The 23,465-nt window shown below is 60.7% G+C and carries 15 protein-coding genes; 9 read left to right on the top strand and 6 right to left on the bottom strand.

The features are described from left to right. Window position 1: 1 nt before the first annotated feature. The 8 genes from NTD87_RS17195 (at window position 2) to NTD87_RS17160 (ending at window position 16,239) form a co-directional block, all read left to right on the top strand. Window positions 2–1,366, top strand: coding sequence for a TolC family outer membrane protein (locus NTD87_RS17195; RefSeq protein ID WP_262115214.1), 1,365 nt, complete (start codon window positions 2–4; stop codon window positions 1,364–1,366). A gap of 60 nt (window positions 1,367–1,426) precedes the next feature. Beyond that, window positions 1,427–4,393: an autotransporter serine protease gene (locus NTD87_RS17190; RefSeq protein WP_262115212.1), complete on the top strand. Its 2,967-nt coding sequence runs from the start codon at window positions 1,427–1,429 to the stop codon at window positions 4,391–4,393. 225 nt (window positions 4,394–4,618) lie between these two features. After that, a complete protein-coding gene (locus NTD87_RS17185; RefSeq protein ID WP_262115211.1) occupies window positions 4,619–7,714 on the top strand; it encodes an autotransporter serine protease in 3,096 nt (1,031 codons plus the stop codon). Between the two features lie 46 nt (window positions 7,715–7,760). Then, window positions 7,761–9,455, top strand: coding sequence for a polyurethanase (locus tag NTD87_RS17180; RefSeq protein ID WP_262115210.1), 1,695 nt, complete (start codon window positions 7,761–7,763; stop codon window positions 9,453–9,455). A gap of 108 nt (window positions 9,456–9,563) precedes the next feature. After that, a complete protein-coding gene (locus tag NTD87_RS17175; protein WP_262115209.1) occupies window positions 9,564–11,417 on the top strand; it encodes a polyurethanase in 1,854 nt (617 codons plus the stop codon). 223 nt (window positions 11,418–11,640) lie between these two features. Then, entirely contained in the window at window positions 11,641–12,027 is a 387-nt protein-coding gene (locus NTD87_RS17170) for a hypothetical protein (protein ID WP_262115206.1), read from the top strand. A gap of 298 nt (window positions 12,028–12,325) precedes the next feature. Further along, window positions 12,326–13,978, top strand: a complete 1,653-nt coding sequence (locus NTD87_RS17165) for a VRR-NUC domain-containing protein (RefSeq protein WP_262115205.1) — start codon at window positions 12,326–12,328, stop codon at window positions 13,976–13,978. Beyond that, complete coding sequence (locus tag NTD87_RS17160; protein ID WP_262115204.1) at window positions 13,975–16,239, top strand: ATP-dependent DNA helicase; 2,265 nt, start codon at window positions 13,975–13,977, stop codon at window positions 16,237–16,239. Before NTD87_RS17165 ends, NTD87_RS17160 begins: the two co-directional genes overlap by 4 nt. Before the next feature lie 15 nt (window positions 16,240–16,254). Here NTD87_RS17160 and NTD87_RS17155 read toward each other — a convergent pair whose 3' ends face one another. The 5 genes from NTD87_RS17155 to NTD87_RS17135 all read right to left on the bottom strand — a co-directional run bounded on the left by NTD87_RS17155 (window position 16,255) and on the right by NTD87_RS17135 (window position 21,678). Beyond that, window positions 16,255–17,052, bottom strand: coding sequence for a type 1 glutamine amidotransferase domain-containing protein (locus tag NTD87_RS17155; RefSeq protein ID WP_262115203.1), 798 nt, complete (start codon window positions 17,050–17,052; stop codon window positions 16,255–16,257). Between the two features lie 92 nt (window positions 17,053–17,144). Further along, window positions 17,145–17,660 carry a GNAT family N-acetyltransferase gene (locus NTD87_RS17150; protein ID WP_262115202.1) on the bottom strand — a complete coding sequence of 172 codons (516 nt, stop codon included), beginning with the start codon at window positions 17,658–17,660 and terminating at the stop codon, window positions 17,145–17,147. Window positions 17,661–17,704: 44 nt separating this feature from the next. Beyond that, window positions 17,705–19,000: an NAD(P)/FAD-dependent oxidoreductase gene (locus NTD87_RS17145; protein WP_262115201.1), complete on the bottom strand. Its 1,296-nt coding sequence runs from the start codon at window positions 18,998–19,000 to the stop codon at window positions 17,705–17,707. 14 nt (window positions 19,001–19,014) lie between these two features. Next, entirely contained in the window at window positions 19,015–20,103 is a 1,089-nt protein-coding gene (locus tag NTD87_RS17140) for a polyamine ABC transporter substrate-binding protein (RefSeq protein ID WP_262115200.1), read from the bottom strand. Window positions 20,104–20,319: 216 nt separating this feature from the next. After that, the gene (locus NTD87_RS17135) at window positions 20,320–21,678 is read right to left on the bottom strand and encodes a glutamine synthetase family protein (protein WP_262115199.1); all 1,359 of its coding nucleotides are present in this window, start codon (window positions 21,676–21,678) and stop codon (window positions 20,320–20,322) included. 173 nt (window positions 21,679–21,851) lie between these two features. Between NTD87_RS17135 and NTD87_RS17130 the strand changes: the two genes are divergently transcribed. After that, window positions 21,852–22,784 carry a helix-turn-helix domain-containing protein gene (locus tag NTD87_RS17130; RefSeq protein WP_262115198.1) on the top strand — a complete coding sequence of 311 codons (933 nt, stop codon included), beginning with the start codon at window positions 21,852–21,854 and terminating at the stop codon, window positions 22,782–22,784. On the opposite strand, the gene NTD87_RS17125 is transcribed toward NTD87_RS17130, so the two are convergent. Beyond that, window positions 22,781–23,377 carry a cupin domain-containing protein gene (locus NTD87_RS17125; protein WP_262115197.1) on the bottom strand — a complete coding sequence of 199 codons (597 nt, stop codon included), beginning with the start codon at window positions 23,375–23,377 and terminating at the stop codon, window positions 22,781–22,783. The two genes, NTD87_RS17130 and NTD87_RS17125, sit on opposite strands and share 4 nt — an antisense overlap. Window positions 23,378–23,465 lie beyond the last annotated feature (88 nt).

Here is a 23,465-nt window from a genome sequence, read left to right as displayed (position 1 = left end):
GATGTCCCGTCGTATGAGCAAGCTTTCCATTCTCGGGACCGCTATTGCATTGCTGGTCTGCACAAACGTTCACGCCATGGGGCCATTCGAGGTTTACGAACAGGCGTTGCGCAACGATCCGGTGTTCCTCGGCGCGATCAAGGAGCGTGACGCAGGCCTGGAAAACCGCACGATCGGTCGCGCCGGTTTGCTGCCAAAACTGTCGTACAACTACAACAAGGGCCGCAACAACTCCAAGGCCACTTACCTGGACGAGAACCGTCGTAATCGCACTGACGACCGCAACTACAACAGCTATGGCTCGACGTTCACCCTGCAGCAACCGCTGTTCGACTACGAGGCTTATGCGGCGTATCGCAAGGGCGTGGCCCAATCGCTGTTCGCCGATGAAAACTTTCGCGGCAAGAGCCAGGAACTGCTGGTTCGGGTGCTGACCTATTACACCCAGGCGCTGTTTGCCCAGGACCAGATCGACATCGCGCAAGCGAAGAAAAAGGCCTTTGAACAGCAGTTCCAGCAGAACGAACAGATGTTCCGTCAGGGCGAGGGCACCCGCACCGATATTCTCGAAGCGGAATCGCGTTACGAACTGGCCACTGCCGAAGAGATCGAGGCGCGTGATGAACAAGATGCAGCCTTGCGTGAGCTGGGCGCGCTGATCGGCACGCGGGATATTGATATCAAAGACCTCGAACCGTTGGGCGATTCCTTTCAGTCATTCACCTTGCAGCCGGCCAATTTCGACACCTGGCATGAACTCGCGCTGACCAACAACCCGAACCTGGCCTCCCAGCGTCAGGCGGTTGAAGTCGCGCGGTTCGAAGTCGAGCGCAATCGCTCGGGGCATTTGCCCAGGGTCAGCGCCTACGCGACGGTGCGGCAAAACGAATCGGAAAGCGGCAACACCTACAACCAGCGTTACGACACCAACACCATCGGTATCGAGGTCAGTGTGCCGCTGTATGCCGGTGGTGGAGTGTCGGCGTCGACTCGTCAGGCCAGTCGCTCGATGGAGCAGGCCGAATACGACCTGGATTCGAAAACCCGCGAAACCCTGATCGAACTGCGTCGCCAGTTCAGCGCCTGCCTGTCGGGTGTCAGCAAGCTGCGCGCCTATCAAAAGGCCCTGACGTCGGCCGAAGCGCTGGTGGTCTCGACCAAGCAAAGCATCCTCGGCGGTGAGCGGGTCAATCTCGACGCCCTGAACGCCGAACAGCAGCTCTACACCACGCGCCGTGACCTGGCCCAGGCCCGTTATGACTATTTGATGGCCTGGACCAAGTTGCATTACTACGCCGGCAACTTGCGTGAAGAGGACCTGGCCAAGGTCGATGAAGCCTTCGGCCCGCGTAAAGCCACCCGATAAACGCCTCTCTGCAGCACTCCCCCGGGATGGGGGACTACACGTCTAATAAAGCGAGATGTCATGAACACGGATGTACGTCGTTATAGCTGCCAGCCGATCACCACCGGCTCATTGTTGTTGCTCGTTGCCGCGCTGCCCGCCGCCGTTCACGCGGCCTACCTTGATCCGGGGCAGGTGGGAGACCCCGCCAGTTGGCGAACAGCGGAATACCAACAGGACTGGGGCCTGGACCGCATGCAAGCGAATCAGGCCTATGCCGCAGGTTTCACTGGCAAAGGCGTGAAAATCGGTGCACTGGACTCAGGCTTTGACCCGAACCATCCCGAAGCCGCGCGCTTTCATGCGGTCACGGCCACCGGCACTTACCTCAACGGCACGCCATTCAGCGTCAGCGGCAACCACAATGCCAACAACGACTCCCACGGCACCCATGTCACCGGAACCATGGGCGCCGCCCGTGACGGTGTCGGCATGCACGGCGTGGCGTTCAACGCGGATGTGTATGTTGCCAACACCAATCAGAACGACAGCTTCCTCTTCGGCCCCGGCCCCGATCCGCGTTATTTCAAAGCGGCCTATGACGCCTTGGCCGATGCCGGCGTACGGGTGATCAACAACAGTTGGGGCAGCCAGCCCAAGGATGTCGACTACAAGACGATCGAGAGTCTGCATGCCGCCTATGCCCAGCACTGGAATCAGAACACCTGGATCGATGCGGCCGCCGATGTCTCGCGCCGTGGCGTGATCAATGTGTTTAGCGCCGGCAACAGCGGTTACGCCAACGCCAGCGTGCGTGCGGCCCTGCCGTACTTCGAGCCGGACCTGGAAGGCCACTGGCTGGCGGTGTCGGGGCTGGACAAGAACAACCAGCAAAAATACAACCAGTGCGGGATCGCCAAGTACTGGTGCGTCAGCACGCCGGGCGCGCAGATCTACAGCACCATCGTCGGCGGCGGTTACGCCAGCTACAACGGCACCTCGATGGCGGCCCCGCATGCCACCGGCGCCTTGGCGTTGGTGATGGAACGCTACCCTTACATGAACAACCAGCAAGCCCTGCAGGTGTTGCTGACCACCGCGACCCAGCTTGATGGCTCGATCACTGATGCACCGAGCACTCGGGTCGGTTGGGGCGTGCCCGACCTTGCGCGTGCCATGCGCGGGCCGGGGCAGTTGCTCGGCTCATTCGACGCCAACCTTGGCGCCGGCCAGCGCGATGTGTGGAGCAACGACCTCTCGGACAAGGCGCTGATTCAACGCCAGAGCGAAGATGCCGCCGAGCACAGTGCCTGGCAACAGCCCCTGAAAGACAAAGGCTGGGAAAATGGCGTTGCGACCAACGCCAGTCAGCAGGACAAGACCGATTACGCGGTGGGCACGGCGCGCGATGCTGCAGCCACCAGACGAGTCTATGAAGGCAGCCTGATCAAGTCCGGTGCAGGCCAATTGATTCTGGCCGGGAACAACAGTTATCGCGGTGCGACCACCGTCAACGGCGGCTTGCTGACGGTCAACGGTTCGCTGAACTCGGCAGTGACGGTCAATGACAGCGGTACCCTGGGCGGCTCCGGACGTGTCGGCGCACTGACCGCCAACAGCGGCGCCACCGTCGCGCCGGGTAACTCGATCGGCACCTTGCAGGTCAACGGTGACGTGACGCTCGCGCCCGGCTCGACCTACGCGGTGGAACTGTCGCCCACCAACAGCGATCGCATCGTCGCCAGCGGCAAGGCGACGGTCACGGGCGCCACCGTCAGTCTCGCGCTGGAAAACAGTCCGACGCTGTTGAGTGCCAGTCAGGTCCAAAGCCTGTTGGGTCACCAGTACGACATCCTGCAAGCGGCGGGCGGTATTCAAGGGCAATTCGCTGCGGTAGTGCCCAATTACCTGTTCATCGGTGGCACCCTCGATTACTCGGCGACTGACGTGCAGCTGGCGATCCAGCGCAATGGCAACTCGTTTTCCAGTGTCGGGCAAACCCCGAATCAACGTTCCGTGGCCGCTGCCGTCGAGCAATTGGGCACGGGCAATCCGGTGTACGAAAGCCTTTTGCTGTCGCCGTCGGCAACCTCCGCTCAGCAGGCGTTCCAGCAATTGTCCGGGGAAATCTACCCGGCGCTTGGCACCTTGCTGGTTAACGACAGCCGTTACCTGCGTGAGGCGGTGACGGAGCGTTTGCAGTCGGATCCGGCAACCGGCAGTAACGGTTGGGTCAAGGCACTGGGTGCCTGGGGCAAGACCGATGAGCGCAACGACACGGCGGGCTCGACCACGTCGATTGGCGGCTTGCTGGCCGGGGTCGACGGTTTGCTCGACGAAGACGCCCGTCTGGGTTTCGTCACCGGCTACAGCGACAGCTCGCTGAACCTGGGCAGCGGCACCCATTCCCGGGCGCAGGTCGACAGCTACCACCTGGGTGCTTACGCCGGGCGCGAACTGGGCGCGCTGCGCCTGAGCCTCGGCGGGTCTTACAGCTGGCACCGGGCGGACATCAAGCGCGACCTGCAATACGGCGATGTCAGTGCCAAGCAGAAAGCCAAGGTCGACGCCAACACCACGCAAGTGTTCACCGAAGCCGCTTACCGAATGGACCGGCAGCCAGTGGCACTGGAGCCGTTCGCCAACCTTGCCTACGTGCACCTGGACACTGACGGTTTCACCGAGAACGGCGATGCCGCGGCGCTGAAAAGTGGCCGCGACACGCGTGATGCGGTGCTCAGCACGTTGGGCGTGCGAGCGCTGAAAACCATCAAGCTTTCCAGCCAGCAACAGCTCGACCTGGCCGGCACCCTCGGCTGGCAGCACAACCTGAGTGCCACCCAATCGCAAGACCATCTGGCGTTTGCCAGCGGCGGCCCAACGTTCGCGGTGGAAAGTTCACCACTGGCCCGCAACGCAGCGCTGGTCGGGGTTCAGGCAGGACTGGCATTGGCCAGGGACGTTCGTTTGAACCTCGATTACAGCGGCCGTTTGGCCAGCGGCGAAAACAGCCATGGAGTAGGGCTGAGCCTGAATTGGCAGTTCTAAAAACACCACGGTTTCTGTAGCAGCTGGCGAAGCCTGCGTTCGAGCGCGAAGCGGTCGCAATCAGGGCAACCGCGTTTGGTCAGGAAAACCGAGCTGGATGGTTTTACGACTGCTGCGCAGCCGAACGCAGGCTTCGCCAGCTACAGGGGAATTCGCCGCACACAACAAGACGCGTGCAGGTGAACACGCGGGGATTGAAGCACGACAACTAAGGAAGGTAGCTGGATGGAAGGCAAGTCTCGTAACAACACGCCTGTGCACATCGGCATCAGCCGCAAGGCAAAAGCCCTCAACGGGGCCTTTATCGCTTATCTGGCGGCGACCGGTGTCGCTCAGGCCGCGCCTTATGTGGAAACCGGCAAGCTCGGCGATCCCGACAGCTGGCGCAGTCCCGAATTCAACGCCGAGTGGGGGCTGGGCGCGATCAACGCCCAGGATGCCTACGCGGCCGGGTACACCGGTAAAGACATCAAACTGGGCATCTTCGATCAACCGGTTTACGCCAAGCACCCGGAATTTTCCGGCGCGAACAAAGTGGTGACCCTGGTTACCAGCGGTATTCGCGAATACACCGACCCGTACATTCCGGTCAAAGCCGGGGACGCGTTTCGCTATGACGGCACTCCGTCGGTGGGTTCCGATGGCAAACTGGGCTCCCACGGCACCCACGTCGGCGGGATTGCCGCCGGCAGCCGCGACGGCAACCCGATGCACGGCGTGGCCTTCAACGCGCAAATCATCAGCGCCGACAACGGCGACCCAGGCCCCGAGGACGGGATCATTCTGGGCAACGACGGTGCAGTCTACAAAGCCGGCTGGGATGCGCTGCGAGAAAGCGGCGCACGGATCATCAACAACAGCTGGGGCATCGGCATCACCGACCGCTTCAACAAGGGCGGCAAGGATCCGGCGTTCCCGCATTTCACCGTGCAGGACGGACAAGCCCAGTTCGATCAGATCCAGCCGCTGCTCAACACCAAGCAGGGTGGCGCTTACCGAGGAGCAATCGACGCGGCTCGCAGCGGTATCGTGACCATCTTCGCCGCCGGTAACGACTACAACCTCAACAACCCGGATGCAATTGCCGGCCTGGGTTACTTCGTGCCAGACATCGCCGCGAACTGGGTCACCGTTGCCGCCCTGCAAAAGAACCCCGACACCAACAGTCCTGATCCCTACATCATCAGCACCTTCTCGTCGCGCTGCGGCTATACCGCGAGTTTTTGTGTGTCGGCACCCGGCACCAAGATCTACAGTTCGGTGATCGGCGGCACCAACGCCGACAATCTGACCATCGGCTATGCCAACAAGAACGGTACCTCGATGGCCGCGCCACACGTTGCCGGCTCGGCAGCAGTGCTGATGGAACGCTTCCCGTACATGACCGGCGCGCAGATCGCCACGGTATTGAAAACCACCGCCACCGACATGGGCGCACCGGGCATCGACGCGTTGTACGGCTGGGGCATGATCAACCTGCGCAAAGGTATCGACGGTCCCGGCATGTTTGTCGCTGATGCCGACATTCCGCAGGAATTTCGCGTGGCCGGGGCCTATGGTGCAGGCCAGTTTGTCGCCGACCTGCCAGGGATTGGCGCGGTGATTGACACCGGCAAGCCCACGCAGCGGATCTGTAACGATGTCAGTTGCGGGTACGACGTCTGGCGCAACGACATTTCCGGTCACGGCGGTTTGACCAAACAAGGCATCGGCACACTGGTGATGACCGGCAGCAACACCTACGCCGGGCCAACCCTGGTGAATCAGGGGCGGCTGGCGGTCAACGGTTCGCTGCTCTCAGCCGTTACGGTCAATGACAGCGGCATTCTCGGCGGTTCCGGGCGGGTCGGTGCACTGACCGCGAAAAGCGGCGGCACCATCGCGCCGGGTAACTCGATCGGCACCTTGCACGTTGCCGGCGATGTGACCTTCGAACCCGGTTCGACCTATGCCGTCGAGGTGTCCCCCACCAACAGCGACAGTATCGTTGCCGGTGGCACAGCTACGATCCAGGGCGCGACCGTGAGCCTGTCGCTGGAAAACAGCCCGACGCTGTTGAGTCCCAGCGACGTCCGCAGCCTGCTTGGTCACCAGTACAACATCCTGCAAGCAGCCGGTGGTATCCAGGGTCAGTTCGGTGCGGTGCTGCCGAACTACGCGTTCATTGGCGGGACTCTCGACTACTCGGCCACCGGCGTGCAGTTGGCGATCCAGCGTAACGGCAACGCCTTTGCCAGCGTCGGGCAAACCCCGAATCAACGCTCCGTGGCCGCTGCCGCCGAGCAGTTGGGCACGGGCAACGCCGTGTATGAAAGCCTGTTGCTGTCACCGAACGCGGCGACTGCGCAGCAAGCCTTCCAGCAGTTGTCCGGGGAAATCCATCCGGCGATTGGTACCTTGCTGGTCAACGACTCGCGCTATCTGCGTGATGCCGTCGGTGAGCGCCTGCGCGATGGCGGCCTCTATGACGCCGCAACGCCCAACAACAACGAGAACAACGCCTGGGTCAAAGTGCTGGGCGCCTGGGGCAAGACCAACAGCGGTCACGACAACGCCAACTACAACAGCTCCATTGGCGGTCTGCTGGCCGGGGCTGACGGTTTGATCGCCGATCACACCCGACTGGGTTTCGTCACCGGCTACAGCGACAGCTCGTTGAGCATGGGCGATGGCACCCATTCTTCCGCCTCGGTCGACAGCTACCACTTGGGCCTGTACGCCGGGCATGAAATGGATGCGCTGCGTCTGAGCGTCGGTGGGGCGTACAGCTGGCATCGCATCGACACAAAACGCGATCTGCAGTTCGGCGACGTCAGCGCCAAGCAGAAATCCAAGCGCGATGCACACACCACACAGGTGTTCACTGAGGCGGCTTATCGCCTGGACCTGCAACCGTTGGCGCTGGAACCGTTCGCCAATCTGGCCTACGTGCACCTGGGCAGCGACAGCTTCACCGAGAGCGGTGGGGCGGCGGCACTCAAGGGCGGCGACGACAACCGCGATGCCGTGCTCTCCACGCTGGGCCTGCGAGCGAGCAAACGCCTGGCGCTCACCGAGCATCAGCAACTTGATTTGTCCGGGACCCTGGGCTGGCAGCACAACCTGAGCAACGTCCATTCCGAAGAAAACCTGGCCTTTGCATCTGGCGGTGCGCCGTTCGCCGTGCAAAGCGTTTCCATGGACCGCAACGCGGCCGTGGTCGGCGTTCGCGCAGGCCTGGCGTTGGCACGCGATATCACGCTCAACCTGGATTACAACGGACTGCTGGGCTCACGGGACAAGACCCACGGCGTCGGGCTGACCCTCGACTGGCAGTTTTGATCTGAAAAACCGCAATACGTAATGGCAATAACCAAGAGGCAAGAAAATGGGTGTTTTTGATTACAGGACGTTCAGCGGCGAAGCCGGCAAGGCGTTGTACAGCGATGCGATCGCATTGACGCTGTACGCCTACACGCCGACCGGCAAGCCATTGGCCTCCGGCTGGAAGCCGGTCACCGCCGGACAATTGGGCTATCAGGGCAAGGTGGGTGCCCAGGGCACGTATTTTGGCGAGCAGGATGGCTTCACCAGCGCCGAAGCCGAGGTGCTGGCCAAGTACGACACTGCGGGCAAGCTGATCTCCCTCGGCATCGCGTTTCGCGGGACCGGTGGCCTGGGTTACAGCGATACCTACGGCGACATGAAGAACAATCTGCTGGCTGCTGTCGGCCCGAAAGACTATGCGAAGAACTACGCCAAAAGCGCCTTCGACACCTTGCTCAAGGACGTCGCCGCGTTTGCCGGCAGCAAGGGCCTGAACGCCAAGGACGTGCTGATTACCGGCCACAGTCTGGGCGGTCTGGGCGCCAACAGCGTGGCCGAATTGAGTGCCGACCACTGGGGCGGTTACTACAAGGACGCCAACTACGTGACCTTCGCTTCGCCGACCCAAAGCTCGGCGAGCACGCATGTGTTGAACATCGGCTACGAAAACGACCCGGTGTTTCGTGTGCTCGACGGCACCACCTTCACCAGTTCATCGCTGTACAAACACGACAAGCCCCAAGAGTCGGCGACCAACAACATCGTCAACTTCAACGACCACTATGCATCCACCCAGATGACTCCGTTCAGCATTGCCAACCCGCAGCACTGGGCGGCTCACAGCTCCCTCGGGTATGCCGAAGGCTTGAACCGGGTGATTGGCTCGGGCTTCTACGACCTCACCAGCAAGGACTCGACCATCATCGTTTCCACGTTGTCGGAGTCGTTGCGCGCCAGTACCTGGATCGAAGACCTGGGTCGCAGTGGTGAAACACACACCGGCACGACCTTCATCATCGGCACCGACAGCAACGATCTGCTGCGGGGCGGCAAAGGTAACGACTTCCTTGAAGGTGGCGACGGCAATGACACCTTCCGGGACGCGGGCGGCTACAACATCCTGCTCGGCGGCAAGGGGCAGAACGTTTTCGAGCTGCAACAACCGCTGAAGAACTTCACCTTTGCCAACGATGGCGACGGCACGCTGTATGTGCGCGACAGCTACGGCGGCATCAGCATGACCCGCGACATCGGTGCGCTGGTGAGCAAGGAGTCGGGGGCCATGTGGGGCCTGCTCAACAAGGACGTCACCTACAGCGTCACCGACAAGGGCCTGTTGGCCGGCACCGAGCTGACGCACTACAACCACTCGCTCAATGGCGATGCCTACGGCAATTCGCTGGTGGCGACCGCCTACGGTGACTGGCTGTTCGGGTTGTCGGGCAACGACGTGCTGCGCAGTGACAAAAGCCAGGTGACGTTCGTGGGCGGCGGGGGCAATGACGTCATGTATGCCCACGGCGGCAACAACACTTTCCTGTTCAGCGGCGCGTTCGGCTTCGACACCATCAATGGCTACCAGGGCAGCGACAAACTGGTGTTCATGGGGGTTCAAGGTGCGGGGCAGGGCTATGACTACAGCCAGCATGTTTCGCAATCGGGTAACGACACGCTGCTCAAGGTCGGCGACTACGCGGTGACGCTGGTCGGTGTCGGCCTGGACAACCTCTCAGGTGCGGGGATCGTATTTGTTTAACCCGCAACACAAGGCATTGCACTAATACGCCGGAACGTCCCGTGCTACGGGGCGTTCCTGCTGCGTGAGCTATCTCTGACAAATTTCAACAAAGAGAGAGGCAATACCATGGGTGTTTATGACTACAAAAACCTCAACTCAGCCGATTCAAAAGCGCTGTTTTCCGATGCGCTGGCGATCACGCTGTATTCCTATCACAACCTCGACAATGGCTTCGCCACGGGCTATCAGCACAATGGTTTTGGCCTCGGACTTCCGGCGACGCTCGTCGCCGGGCTGATCGGTGGCACGGATTCGCAAGGGGTGGTTCCCGGCATTCCGTGGAACCCCGATTCTGAAAAAGCCGCGCTGGACGCCGTGCAAAAGGCTGGCTGGACACCGATCACCGCCAGCCAATTAGGCTATGGCGGCAAGGTCGATGTACGGGGAACCTATTTCGGCGAGAAAGCCGGTTACACCACGGCTGAAGTCGAGATCCTCGGCAAGCACGACGCTCAAGGGCATCTCACGGAAATCGGTGTCGCCTTCCGTGGCACCAGCGGCCCGCGTGAAATAGAAATCTCGGATTCCATCGGCGATGTGATCAACGACCTGATGGCGGCGCTGGGGCCCAAGGACTACGCCAAGAACTACACCGGTGAAGCCTTTGGTTCGTTGCTCAAGGATGTCGCCGCATTTGCCGCAGCCAATGGTTTGAGTGGCAAGGACGTGTTGGTCAGCGGCCACAGCCTCGGCGGTCTGGCAGTCAATAGCCTGGCGGACCTGAGCGGCGATCACTGGAACGGGTTCTACAAGGATTCCAACTACATCGCCTACGCGTCGCCGACTCAAAGCAGCACCGACAAAGTGCTGAACATCGGTTACGAAAACGATCCGGTATTCCGCGCGCTGGACGGTTCAACGTTCAACCTGTCATCGGTGGGCGTGCACGATGCCCATCAGGATTCGGCAACCAACAACATCGTCAGCTTCAACGACTATTACGCTTCGGCCGCCTGGAACCTGCTGCCGTTTTCGATCCTCAACGTCCCGACCTGGATTTCCCATCTGCCCACCGGTTACGGCGATGGCATGACCCGGGTGCTGGATTCGAAGTTCTACGACCTGATGAACAAGGACTCGACGATTATCGTCGCCAACCTCTCGGATCCGGCACGCGCTAACACCTGGGTTCAGGACCTCAACCGCAACGCCGAGCCCCACAAGGGCAGCACCTTCATCATCGGCAGTAACGGTGACAATCTGATCCAGGGCGGCAAAGGCAATGACTACCTGGAGGGTGGCGACGGCAACGATACCTTCAGGGATGCGGGTGGTTACAACATCATCCTGGGCGGTAAGGGCAGCAATACCCTGGACCTGCAGCAGTCGGTGAAAAACTTCGAGTTTGCCAACGACGGTGCTGGCACCCTGTACGTGCGCGATGCGTACGGCGGGATCAGTATCACCCGCGACATCGGCAGCATCACCAGCAAAGAGCCGGGGTTCCTCTGGGGCTTGTTCAAGGATGACGTGACCCATAGCGTCACCGACAAAGGCCTGCTCGCGGGGAACCACCTGACTCCGTATGCGGCATCGCTCAAAGGGGGGGCGGGCGACAACGTCCTCAAGGCCGACGCGAGTGGCGAGTGGTTGTTTGGCCTGGACGGCAACGACCATTTGATCGGCGGTAAAGGCAATAACGTGTTGGTTGGCGGTACCGGCAACGACCTGATGGAGTCGGGCGGTGGCAACAATACCTTCCTGTTCAGCGGCCACTTCGGCAACGACCGGATCCTCGGCTACCAGGCCAGCGACAAACTGGTGTTCATGGGCGTGCAGGGCGTCGGCCAGAGCTATGACGTGCACGATCACGCCAAAGCGGTCGGCAGCGATACCGTGCTGAGCTTCGGCAACGACTCGGTGACGCTGGTCGGGGTTGGGCTCGATCATCTGGCCAGTTCAGGCGTGGTCATCGCCTGACGTTAAAAAGCCCGGCGCGAACGATGTTTCGCGCCGGGCTTTTCCGGGCTGAGTGACTTGTCGCCACTGGGAAGGCTCCAATGCCTGACAAAAGCGCTTTGCCGGGTTTTTTCTGCGTTGGCATTCAAGCAGCGGCCAGGCCATGGGTTTCCAACAAGAGACACCCCCCTTCGCGCGGCACAGACGCCAGACGCGGTGAACTGAAAACAGGAGATTGAACACAGTGAGTACCAGCAAGAGGCAGGCAGTCGCAGCAGCGCTGATGGTTTTATCGGCAAGCGCGATGGCTGAGGAGTTGCCTCATGGCTCGATTCTGAACCGATACGGCGTGACTGCCGATCAACTGCCAATGCCCACACAGGTCGAACAGACCGCGCCTGAACCCGAGAAAAGCCGTTTTCAGATTCAGCCCGAACAACCTTGGGTGAAACTCAGCCTGGGTGACGGCAAGCCGCCGCCAGTGACCGGCAACATCAGCATCGATAACGCGAATGCCCGGGAGTACGAGCGTTGCCAAACGATCAGAGGGCAATTGCTGCAGCGAGGCGGGCAGTACATTTCCTGCGATAACAGTATTCCGGGGCAAGACCCCACACTGCAGACGCCCTGAGACCTTTAACGTAATTCTTTCGTCTGGCAGACATTTGTGGCGAGGGAGCTTGCTCCCGCTCGGCCGCGAAGCGGTCGTAATCCGGCAATCGCGGTCCATCTGAATAATTGCGGTGGTTGATATCAGGGTTGCTTCGCAACCCAGCGGGAGCAAGCTCCCTCGCCACAGGTTTTGCGTTCGCCGAGCTTGACTGGCACCGGCAAAACCGCCCGCTGGTCTTTTTGCATTTGCCAGCACCGTGGCTTAACTGATATCTGTATGCATAACCAGTATCCGCTCGCCATGGCGCTTTCCTTCTGTGACAGTCAATCCGCTCGACGATCCGTTCTATTACCTGAACAACTTCCAACAAGTGCTGGCCTGGCTTGAGCAACGCTATGCCGACGTGCTCAGCGTGGAAGAGCAGCAGTTCATCGTTGATTTCGGCCAGTTGCCGCGCGCCTCTCAGGCGTTGCTGGTGAGAATGGTCATGCGCAAGGGCCTGCATTTTCGCCTCGGCAAGTTGCACTACACCGAGATCGGCGAAATCGCCCGCGCGGCGGAACCCTTGCTGAACCTTGGCTGGGTAGACGAGCAGGTGCCGCTGTCGATTGACGAGCTGTTCGAGGTGCTGCTCAAACCGGAGATTCTTCAGTGTTTCAGCGCGACCATCGAACACCCCAAAGCGAAAAAAACCGACTGGCTGACCGCTCTACGTGAGCAGTTCGACGAGCCGCAGGCCTTCAAAGCCTGGTGCCCGATGCTGGATGAGCGGTTGTTGAGCCTGACCATCATGGCGCTGTGTGACCGCCTGCGGCTGATGTTCTTCGGCAACCTGTATCAGGATTGGTCGGAGTTCGTGCTGGCTGATCTTGGCATCTATACCTACGAGAAAGTCGAGTTTTGCGCCGAGTCCCGAGGCTTGCGCAGTCGTGACGACGTGGAGGCCTTTCTCTATCTGCACGATTGTCTGCTGCGTTTCGAGGCCGGGGAGGCGCTGGCGCAGGTCGTCGAACAGATCCAGGCACTGCAAACCGCCAACCCTTGGCTTGAGCGGCGGCGCGCCAAGCTGCTGTTTCAGATCGGGCAACACTGCGAGCGCATCACCGACTTCTCGGCTGCGCTGACGATCTATCGCGCATGCGCATACCCCGGCGCCAGGTTGCGCTTGATCCGGGTGCTGGAGCGCTGCACTGAAATTCAATTGGCCCTGGAGTTGGCGACCTACGCCGAACAAGCGCCGGAGAGCGCCGCCGAGCAGCAACAGCTGTTGCGGGTGCTGCCCCGGTTGCGGCGCAAACTTGGCGGGCCGCCGACGCCACGGGTCAAGGCACGCGAGGTGGAGCGTCTGGAACTGAGCCTGTCGCGAATCGACCCGGCGCTGTCGGTCGAATTCCACGTTCAGGCTCATCTCGATGAACCCACGGCGCCAGTGCATTACGTCGAGAATAGCCTGATCAACTCGTTGTTCGGATTGCTCTGCTGGCCGGCGATCTTCGCACCGTTGCCGGGGGCGTTTTTTCACCCGTTCCAGCGCGGCCCGGTGGACCTGCTCAACGAGGACTTCCACTTCCGACGTGCCGACCTGTTCCAGGCCTGCCTGGCGGAGCTGGACGATGGACGTTATGCCGAGACCATCCGTCTGCGTTTTCGCGTCAAATCGGGTGTGCAGTCGCCCTTTGTGTTCTGGGGCGTGCTGACCGAGGAACTGCTTGAACAGGCGCTGGCCTGTCTGCCGGCCGAACACCTCAAGCACTGGTTCAACCGCCTGTTGCTGGACATCAAGGCCAATCGCGCCGGGATGCCGGATCTGATCCAGTTTTGGCCGCAGCACAAGACCTACCGGATGATCGAGGTCAAAGGACCAGGTGACCGCCTGCAAGACAACCAGCTGCGTTGGCTGGAGTTCTGCCACGAGCATCAGATGCCCATCGCGGTTTGCTACGTGCAATGGGCGGAACCCGAGGCGTGAGCTATAGCGTTGCGGTGCGTGCGTTGTGCGAGTTTACCGCCAAGGTCGGTGACCTCGACCTGCGCTTCACCCCGTCGCCGACCGCCCTGGAAGGCATTGTTGGCCATCGTACTGTCGCTTCGCGGCGCAGCGAGACCTATCAAAACGAAGTCGCCCTTGAAGGCGAATATCGGCAGTTGAAGGTCAGGGGCAGGGCGGACGGTTATGACCCCGGCCAGAACCGCCTCGAAGAAATCAAGACTTATCGTGGCGAACTTGAGCGGATGCCGGCCAACCATCGTCAGTTGCATTGGGCGCAGGCGCAAATCTACGGCTGGTTGATGTGCCAGAAGCTGCAATTGGCCGAGATCAATCTGGCACTGGTGTATTTCGACATTGTCAGCGAAAAGGAAACCAGCCTGGTCGAAACCTGGAGCGCGGTGGAGCTCGAGCGCTTCTTCACGTTGCACTGCGGGCTGTTTCTGCAGTGGGCCGAACAGGAAATGGCTCATCGTGAAGCGCGTAATCAGGCAGCGCAGGTGTTGCGTTTCCCGTACCCGGACTTTCGGCCGGGGCAACGTAACCTCGCCGAATCGGTGTTCAAAGCGGTCAGCACCGGTCGCTGCCTGATGGCTCAGGCGCCGACCGGCATCGGCAAGACGGTGGGCACGCTGTTTCCGATGCTCAAGGCGTTGGCGCCGCAGCAACTGGACAAGGTGTTCTTCCTCACGGCCAAGACGCCCGGGCGCAAACTGGCGCTGGATGCGACCCAGGTGATCGTCGACGGCAGCGACGGTTTACCGTTGCGAGTGCTTGAGATGATTGCTCGCGACAAAGCCTGCGAGCACCCGGACAAAGCCTGCCACGGCGAATCCTGCCCGTTGGCGAAGGGCTTTTACGACCGTTTGCCGGCGGCCCGTGAGGCGGCGAGTCAGGTGACACTGCTTAATCAGGCAGCGCTGCGCCAGATTGCCCTGGAACATCAGGTGTGTCCGTATTACCTGAGTCAGGAAATGGCCCGCTGGGCCGACGTGGTGGTTGCCGACTACAACTACTATTTTGACTTCAGTGCGTTGTTGTTCGGTTTGGCCCAGGCCAACCAGTGGAAGGTCGCGGTGCTGGTGGACGAGGCCCATAACCTGGTGGAGCGCGGCCGGCAGATGTACAGCGCCAGCCTCGATCAATTCACCCTGAATGCAGTGCGTAAAAGCGCCCCCGAGGTTCTGAAAAAGGGCTTGCAGCGGGTCAACCGCGAATGGAATGCGCTGCACAAAGAACAAATCGGCCCTTATCAGGCCTACGCCAAGGCCCCGGACAAATTGTTGCAGGCACTGTCGCTCTGCACGGCGGCTATCGGCGATTACCTCAACGATCACCCGCAAGGGCTGGACGCTGCGTTGCAGGGCTTCTACTTCGACGCGTTGCAATTTGGTCGGGTGGCCGAGCTGTTCGATGAGCACTTCCTGTTCGACATCAGCAAGCGTGACCTCAGTAGCACGCGCAGCCTGTCGCAGCTGTGCCTGCGCAACGTGGTACCGGCCGGCTTTATCCGCCCGCGTCTGACGGCGGCACGCAGTACGGTGCTGTTTTCCGCGACCTTGAGTCCGCAGCGCTATTACGCCGACTTGCTCGGGTTGCCGGCGACCACGGTGTGGATCGACGTCGAGTCGCCGTTCAGCGCCGAACAGCTCAAGGTGCAGATCGTCAGCCGGATCTCCACCCGGTTCGTGCACCGGCAAGCCTCGCTTGGGCCGATTGTCGAGCTGATGGCCCGACAGTTCATGGAGCGCCCCGGCAACTACCTGGCGTTTTTCAGCAGCTTTGATTATCTGCAACAAGTGGCGCAGTTGTTCGCCGAGACGTGGCCGCAGATCAACCAGTGGTCACAGTCACGTGGCATGGACGAAGCCCGGCGTCAGGAGTTCCTTCAACAGTTCACGCCAGCCAGCCAAGGCATCGGCTTTGCGGTGTTGGGCGGGGCGTTTGGTGAAGGTATCGACTTGCCAGGTTCACGGCTGATCGGGGCCTTCATCGCGACCTTGGGATTGGCGCAACTGAACCCGGTGAACGAGCAACTGAAACAGCGTATGGCCGCGATCTTTGGTGCCGGTTACGACTACACCTACCTGTTTCCCGGTGTGCAGAAGGTGGTGCAAGCCGCCGGACGGGTGATCCGCACCCAACAGGATCAAGGCGTCGTGATGTTGATCGATGATCGCTTTGGCGAAAGCAAGGTTCAGCAGTTGCTGCCGCGCTGGTGGTCGGTCAGCGGGCGCGGGTGAGACGCCCGGTCACCGTCAATGCATGCCGACTTTCCAGTCGGCCCGGCTCGGGGTTTGAATACCGCGAGTCTGGCGCACCATGCTGACCAGTTCCGCTGCAAAGCGGTGGCAATCCCCCGGCCAGCGTGCGGTCAGCAGGTTGCCGTCGCGTACGGTAAACCCGCGTTGTGGCTTGTCGGCCGAATCACGCTGCGGGAACAGTGGCCCTGGCAGGAAGTCGTTCGGCCGGGCCAATGCTGCTGTGACTTCGGCCTGCACCGTTTGCGGGTACGTGCGGTAGTAACGGCCGAGCCAGGGGGCCGTGACCAGCCAGGCGGGCAACTCCATGGTGTTGGCCAGCAACGCGGTCACCTTGCGTCCGTGCAGCACCGAGCGTGCGTTGTCGGCATCCGGCGTACGGGCCAGCAGCAATACGCCGTGGCAGACCGCCGCGACCGGTTTCTCTGCATCAAAGAAGTGCCGGACGATCCGCCGTGCAGCTTCGGATTCCAGCAAGCTGCGCATGCCCTTGGCATGGCCGCCGGGGATCACCAGCCCCTCGAACTGCTCGGGGTCTACCCCGGCGTAGGCCATGGGTGAGCGAAAACTCTCGTCGGCGGTCATGGCGGCGTAATGCTGAAGATCCTCCCTGCGGGTCATCAGCAGCGAATTCAGCGGCCCGAAACCGATGTCCACCAGGCGCGCGTCGGCATAGGCCGGCAAACCGTGCGGCGTCGCAAAACGCACCTCGATCCCGGCGTCGTGCAAGGCCTGCCAGGGCACGCTGCTTTCGGTGGGGTCGTAGTCAGCCTGAGGTAACAGGAAAAGCAGCATGCACAGGGCCTCGAATCGTCAGCGCAGGGGATCGGCTAGTGACCAGAGTCTGGACGCAGCGACGGCAGTACGCCAGTCATTGCCAGCATCATTCACTGCCTGAAGGCTGCTTGATTCGCCAGGTAGCGGAACTTGAACAGCGTGCACGGGTAACCGTCGACAGTCAGTTGGTGGCGAGTGAACTCACCCTGGGTCAGTTCCGGGATGACCTTGGCCCAAAACATCTGCGCCGGCTGGTTGGCGTCGATGTGGAAAATCTGCCACTGGCCGGGAAGCTGCTGGAGCAGGGCAGACACCACAAACTTCCCGACGCCAAGACCTCGATAGTGGCGGCTGACGAAAAGATAGCCGATGTTGTACTGCACGTCGTCAAAACGAACCTCGTCGTCAACCGTCACAAACCCGGCGATGTCCCCGTCAACCTTGATCAGGAACGGCTGCGTCGCAGGCTTTCTCCAGTAGTCGAGTTTTGGCTGAATATTGAAAAAACCATGGGCGCCGATCTTCAGCGGCAGCCATTCGCTGAAGTCGTACATGTAGAACTGCATCAGGTTTTCGATGCAGTCCAGTTCGTCCCGTTGTGCGCGGTGCAGTTCGATCGTGGCCATTGCACGAAGCTCCTCAGTCATTACTGAAGTAAAGACCAGGTGCCTCAACCAAGCATTTCACGCAGGCGATACCACAACATGCCCAATGCCAGGAGCGGCGTGCGCAAGGCGCGTCCACCTGGAAAGGTAATGTGCGGCACGGCGCTGAATACATCCATACCCTGGCTGTGCCCGGCGTGAATCGCCTCGCCCAGCAAGCGCGCAGTCCAGTGCGTGACGTTAAGACCATGCCCCGAATAACCCTGGGCGTAAAACACATTCGGGTGCTCTGGCAAACGCCCGACCTGAGGGAAGCGGTTGGCAGAAATGCCAATTCGGCCGCCCCATTGATAGTCGATGCGCACGTTGGCCAGTTGTGGGAACACCTTGAGCATGTGCGGGCGCATGTAGGCAGTGATATCCGCTGGATCGCGCCCCGAATAGTGACAGGCGCCACCAAACAGCAGGCGCCGGTCTGCCGAAAGCCGGTAGTAGTCGAGACCGACCTTCTGATCGCACAGTGCCAGATTCTGCGGAATCAACTCGGCGGCAGCCTGCGCCGATAACGGCTCGGTGGCGATGATGTAGCTGCCCGCCGGCAGCACCTTGCCGCTGAGCTTTGGCTCAAGCTCCTCCAGATGCGCATTGCAGGCCAACACCAGACTGCCGGCGCGCACCGTGCCGCTCGCGCAACGAACCTGTACGGTGCTGCCATGGATGATCTCCAGCACCGGGCTTTGCTCGAAGATCCGCACCCCCAGCGACTCGGCGACCCGAGCCTCGCCGAGTACCAGATTGAGTGGGTGCAGATGGCCGGAGCCCATGTCCACCAGGCCGCCGGCGTAAACACCGGAATTCACCACCTGGCGCATGTCTTCGGGTCTGACGAGGCGGGTTTCGTGGGCATAACCCTGGGCGTTCAGGGTTTGCTGTTCAACCTGAAATGCGGCGAACTGTGCGGGTGTATTGGCCAGCTCGCAGAAGCCCCAACGCAGGTCGCAGTCGATGCCGTGCTGGCGGACGCGATTGCCCACCACCTCGACCGATTCAATGCCCGCACGCTCCAGGTAGCGCACGCCCTCCTGGCCGACGTAGCGGGCAAAGCCCGATACATCATGGCCAATGCCACGGATCAACTGCCCGCCGTTGCGGCCGCTGGCGCCCCAGCCGATCCGCCGGCCCTCCAGCAGAATCACCGAGAGCCCGCGCTGGGCCAGCTCAATGGCCGTGTTCACGCCGGTAAAACCGCCGCCAATCACGCAGACATCGGCCGCAAGATCCGACATCAGCGTCGGGTGTTGCACCATCGCTTTGGCCGAGGCGTTGTAATAGGAGCGGGCGTGTTCCGTCGACGGGTTCATAGCCATTGCCTGATTCATTTGTTGGACTTCACTTTGCTCCAGGACCGGGTCATCAGACGCATGATTTCCGGTGTCGGCGTGGTCGAGATGTACAGCTTGTCCAGCACCGCCTGGGAGGGGTAAACCTCAGGGTTGTTCACCAGCTCCGCGTCCATGAACTGCTTGGCCGCAGGGTTGGGGTTGGCGTAACCGACGGTGGCGCTGACTTTGGCGATCACCTCTGGCTCCAGCAGGTAGTTGATGAATTCGTGGGCTTGCTTGGCATTGCTGGCGTCAGCGGGCACGGCGAGCAAGTCGAACCACAGGTTGCTGCCTTCCTTGGGAATCGCATAGGCGATGTTCACGCCGTTCTTCGCTTCCTTGGCGCGGTTCGCTGCCTGGAACACGTCCCCCGAATAGCCGAACGCGATGCAGATGTCGCCGTTGGCCAGGTCCGACACGTACTTGGAGGAGTGGAAGTAGGTGATGTACGGACGCAGCGTCAGCAGCTTGGCTTCGGCTTTTTTGTAGTCTTCGACATTCGAGCTGCGTGGGTCCATGCCCATGTAGTTGAGGATCGCCGGGAACACTTCATCCGCCGAATCCATCATCGACACGCCGCATTGGGTGAGCTTTTTCAGGTTTTCCGGTTCGAACAGCACGGCCCAGGAATCGATGTGATCGATGCCCAGCACTTGCTTGATCTTGTCGACGTTGTAACCGATGCCGTTAGTGCCCCACAGGTACGGCACCGAGTGTTCGTTACCCGGGTCGTTCTTCTCCAGCAGCGTCAGCAATTTAGGGTCGAGGTTTTTCCAGTTCGGCAGCTGCGAGCGGTCCAGTTTGAGGAACGCCCCGGCTTTGACCTGACGGGCCAGGAAGTGGTTGGAAGGCACCACCACGTCATACCCGGTACGCCCGGCGAGCAGTTTGCCTTCCAGGGTTTCGTTGGAGTCGAATACGTCGTAGATGACCTTGATACCGGTTTTCGCCTGGAAGTCGGCGAGGGTGGTCGTACCGATATAGTCGGTCCAGTTGTACACACTGACGCTCGGCTGCGCTTGCGCGCCGACACTGCACAACAGCGCAAGCGCTGCGGGAACAACTGATTTCAATAGACGCATTTCGACACCCCTTTGAATGATTGTTTTCGATGTGTTGGATTTGTTTGTTGCACCGGGCGCTACTGCCGGTCAGTCAAGTGCTGTCCTTGTGGGAGCGAGCCTGCTCGCGATGAGGACATGGCAGTCACATCAACATTGACTCATGCACCGTCATCGTCGGAACGCCGCCCGGAGCCTGCTCGCTCCCACAGGTTTCATGCTTTATCTGACGTGCCGTCAGACGCTCAGCAACAGGAACTCCCGTTCCCAGGAACTGATCACCCGCTTGAAGTTTTCGTGTTCGGCGCGTTTGACGGCGACGTAGCCGCGCACGAATTTGGTCCCCAGATAACGCTCGATGGTCGGGCAGTCTTCCATGTGCGCCAGCGCATCCTCGATGGTGATCGGCAGGCGCAGGTTGCGTCGCTCATAGGCTCGGCCCTGCACTGGTGCGCTCGGATCGATGCGTTCGATCATGCCCAGGTAACCGCACAACAGGCTGGCGGCAATGGCCAGGTACGGGTTGGCATCGGCGCCCGGCAGGCGGTTTTCCACGCGCATGGCGTCGGGGCTTGAGGTCGGCACACGCAAACCAACGGTGCGGTTTTCTTCGCCCCATTCGACGTTGACCGGTGCCGAGGTGTCCGGCAGGAAGCGGCGGAACGAGTTGACGTTGGGCGCGAACATCGGCAGCAGTTTTGGAATGTACTTTTGCAGGCCGCCGATGTGGTGCAGGAACAGCTCGCTCATCTGACCGTCGTCTGTGGCGAAGATCGGCTTGCCGGTAGCGATGTCGACCACGCTCTGGTGCAAGTGCATCGCGCTACCCGGCTCATCGCCAATGGGCTTGGCCATGAAGGTGGCGGTAACGTTGTGCTTGAGCGCCGCTTCGCGCAGGGTGCGCTTGAACACGGTGATCTGGTCGGCCAGATCCAGCGCGTCACCGTGACGGAAGTTGATTTCCATCTGGGCCGGGCCGTCTTCGTGGATCAGCGTGTCGAGGTCCAGACCTTGCAGTTCGCACCAGTCGTAGACGTCTTCGAACAGCGGATCAAATTCGTTGGCCGCGTCGATGGAGAACGACTGACGACCGCTTTCGGCTCGACCGGAACGGCCCAAGGGGGCCTTGAGTGGCAAGTCCGGGTCTTCGCAGCGTTGGGTCAGGTAGAACTCCATTTCCGGCGCGACGATAGGCTGCCAGCCCTTGTCAGCGTAGAGTTTCAGGACTTTCTTCAACACGTTGCGCGGCGACAGTTCGATCGGATTGCCGAGCTTGTCGAAGGTGTCGTGAATCACGATGGCGGTCGGTTCGATGGCCCAAGGCACCACATAAACGGCGTCGGCAACGGGCTTGCAAACCATGTCGATATCAGCCGGGTCGAGCAGGTCGTAGTAGATGTCGTCGTCGACAAAATCCCCGGTTACCGTTTGCAACAACACACTTTCCGGCAGGCGCATGCCTCGCTCATGCAGGAACTTGTTGGTGGGTGCAATTTTGCCGCGTGCAATGCCGGTCAGGTCACTGACCACGCATTCGACTTCGGTAATCTTGTGATCTTTCAGCCATGTGTACAGCTGATCGAAAGGGGCATTCATAAAGACCTCGTTGTTGGTTTTATCAGCGCCAGAGTGTTTCTCTGCATCCCGTACAAGCGGCAAGAGACTTCCCCTGTAGCGCGTTGACGACTATCTTGGGCGAGGCGTTTCGTTCCATCTATCCACTTTAAGCAGAACTAGAACGCACCAAAAAAGTGCGCACAGGTCATTCCATGACAGAGTCAAACCCCTTGCACGTGCAGGCTTTCAACACCGCTGATGTCGCCGAACAGATACGGGCGACCCCTGGGTGGGTGCAGCACTATCAGCAGATGTCGCCCGGGCATTTCGCAGGCCAGGTGCGCTATCTGGACCTGCAAGGGGTGCAGATTTACGAGGAGTGCATGAACACCCGCGTCGAGCAGAATTTCAGCGCGCCACCGGGCTCGCTGGCGTTCTGTTTCGACCGCAGTGACAACGCGCTTTATCTGTTGAACGGCGAAAGCCGCAACATCTGGATCACTCCGGAGAACTACCAGGAAGTGGCCGTGGTGTTCGGCCCGGAGTTCGTTCAGCGCCACGGTCTGAGCGTCGAGCGGCTGGAGGGTTTGTTCATGGCCCCGCTCAATTCTCAGCAGAACGCGCTGTTCAGCCGCTGGCTGAGCGGAACCCTGACCCGGTTGTCGCAAACCATCGACCCGCCGAGCAAGGAAGCGCTGACCCAGCAGCTGCTGGACGACTGCTTGTTCATTCTCGACAACGCGTGTGTCTGTCTGGATCGCGGGGCGTTGCAGCGTCGGGCAGGGGAGCGAACGATCATGAGGCGGATCGGTGAATGGGCAGCGGACACCCCGGAGGAGAATCTTAATTTGCTGGAGCTCTCACAGGTCGCCGAAGTCTCACTGCGCCAGTTGCAACACGCGTTCAAAACCTACACTGGCATAGCGCCAACGCAGTGGCTGCGCCTGCGCCGGCTCAACAGTGCGCGTCGTGAACTGCTGAGCCGCACACCGACGGAAACGACCGTGGCCGAAGTGGCGATGAACTGGTCGTTCTGGCACCTTGGCCGGTTTTCCAGCAGCTACCGGGCCTTGTTCAAGGAATTGCCGAGTGACACCCTCAAGCGCACTTGCGCCACTCAGCCGAATGGGCGCGTGCGTCGTTAGAAGGTTGGCGGCGTAATCACCCAGACCACCACGGCATCTACATCGCCCGGGTTGCCATATCGGTGGGGTTCCTGGCTCGAAAAGCTGAAGCTGTCACCTTCATTGAGCTGAAAATAACGTTCCCCGACCCACAACTCGAAACTGCCCGACAGCAGATAGCCGGCTTCTTCGCCTTCGTGGCTGTAGCTTTCCTGGCTGTAGGTGCCCGGCGGGAAGCGTGAGTGGAGCATTTCCAGCTGGCGGTTGGGTTGCGGGGTCAACAGCTGGTCGACGATGCCATCTTCGTAATGCACGCTCATGCGGCTGTTTTTACGCACCACGTAACCGTTGTCTTCGGGCGCAGTGTTGGCTTCGCTGGCGAAGAACCACTGGATGGTCACGCCCAGGCTGCGGGCGATGTTGAACAGCGCGGGGATCGACGGGTAGGCGAGGTTGCGTTCGAGCTGGCTGATATAGCCCGCTGTCAGTTCACTCAATTGCGCCAGTTCCGCCAGGGTCATGCCCCGCCGTTTGCGCAGGCCACGAATCCGTGTGCCGAGAAAGTGCGGTTCGGCGGTGCCCGTTTCGGGCTGTGTTTTACTGTTGTTGCTCATGGCGTGCTCCGAACGGGGGAAGGGGCCCAGTCAGTTGCGCGCAGTCCATTTTTGGGGCGGGGCGGCTCGCCAATATTGGACGAAAATA

The sequence above is a fragment of the Pseudomonas sp. 6D_7.1_Bac1 genome, from assembly GCF_025465945.1.
GTDB lineage: Bacteria > Pseudomonadota > Gammaproteobacteria > Pseudomonadales > Pseudomonadaceae > Aquipseudomonas.
Note: the sequence above shows the minus strand (reverse complement) of the source record. Positions and strands in the feature narration are given on the sequence as shown.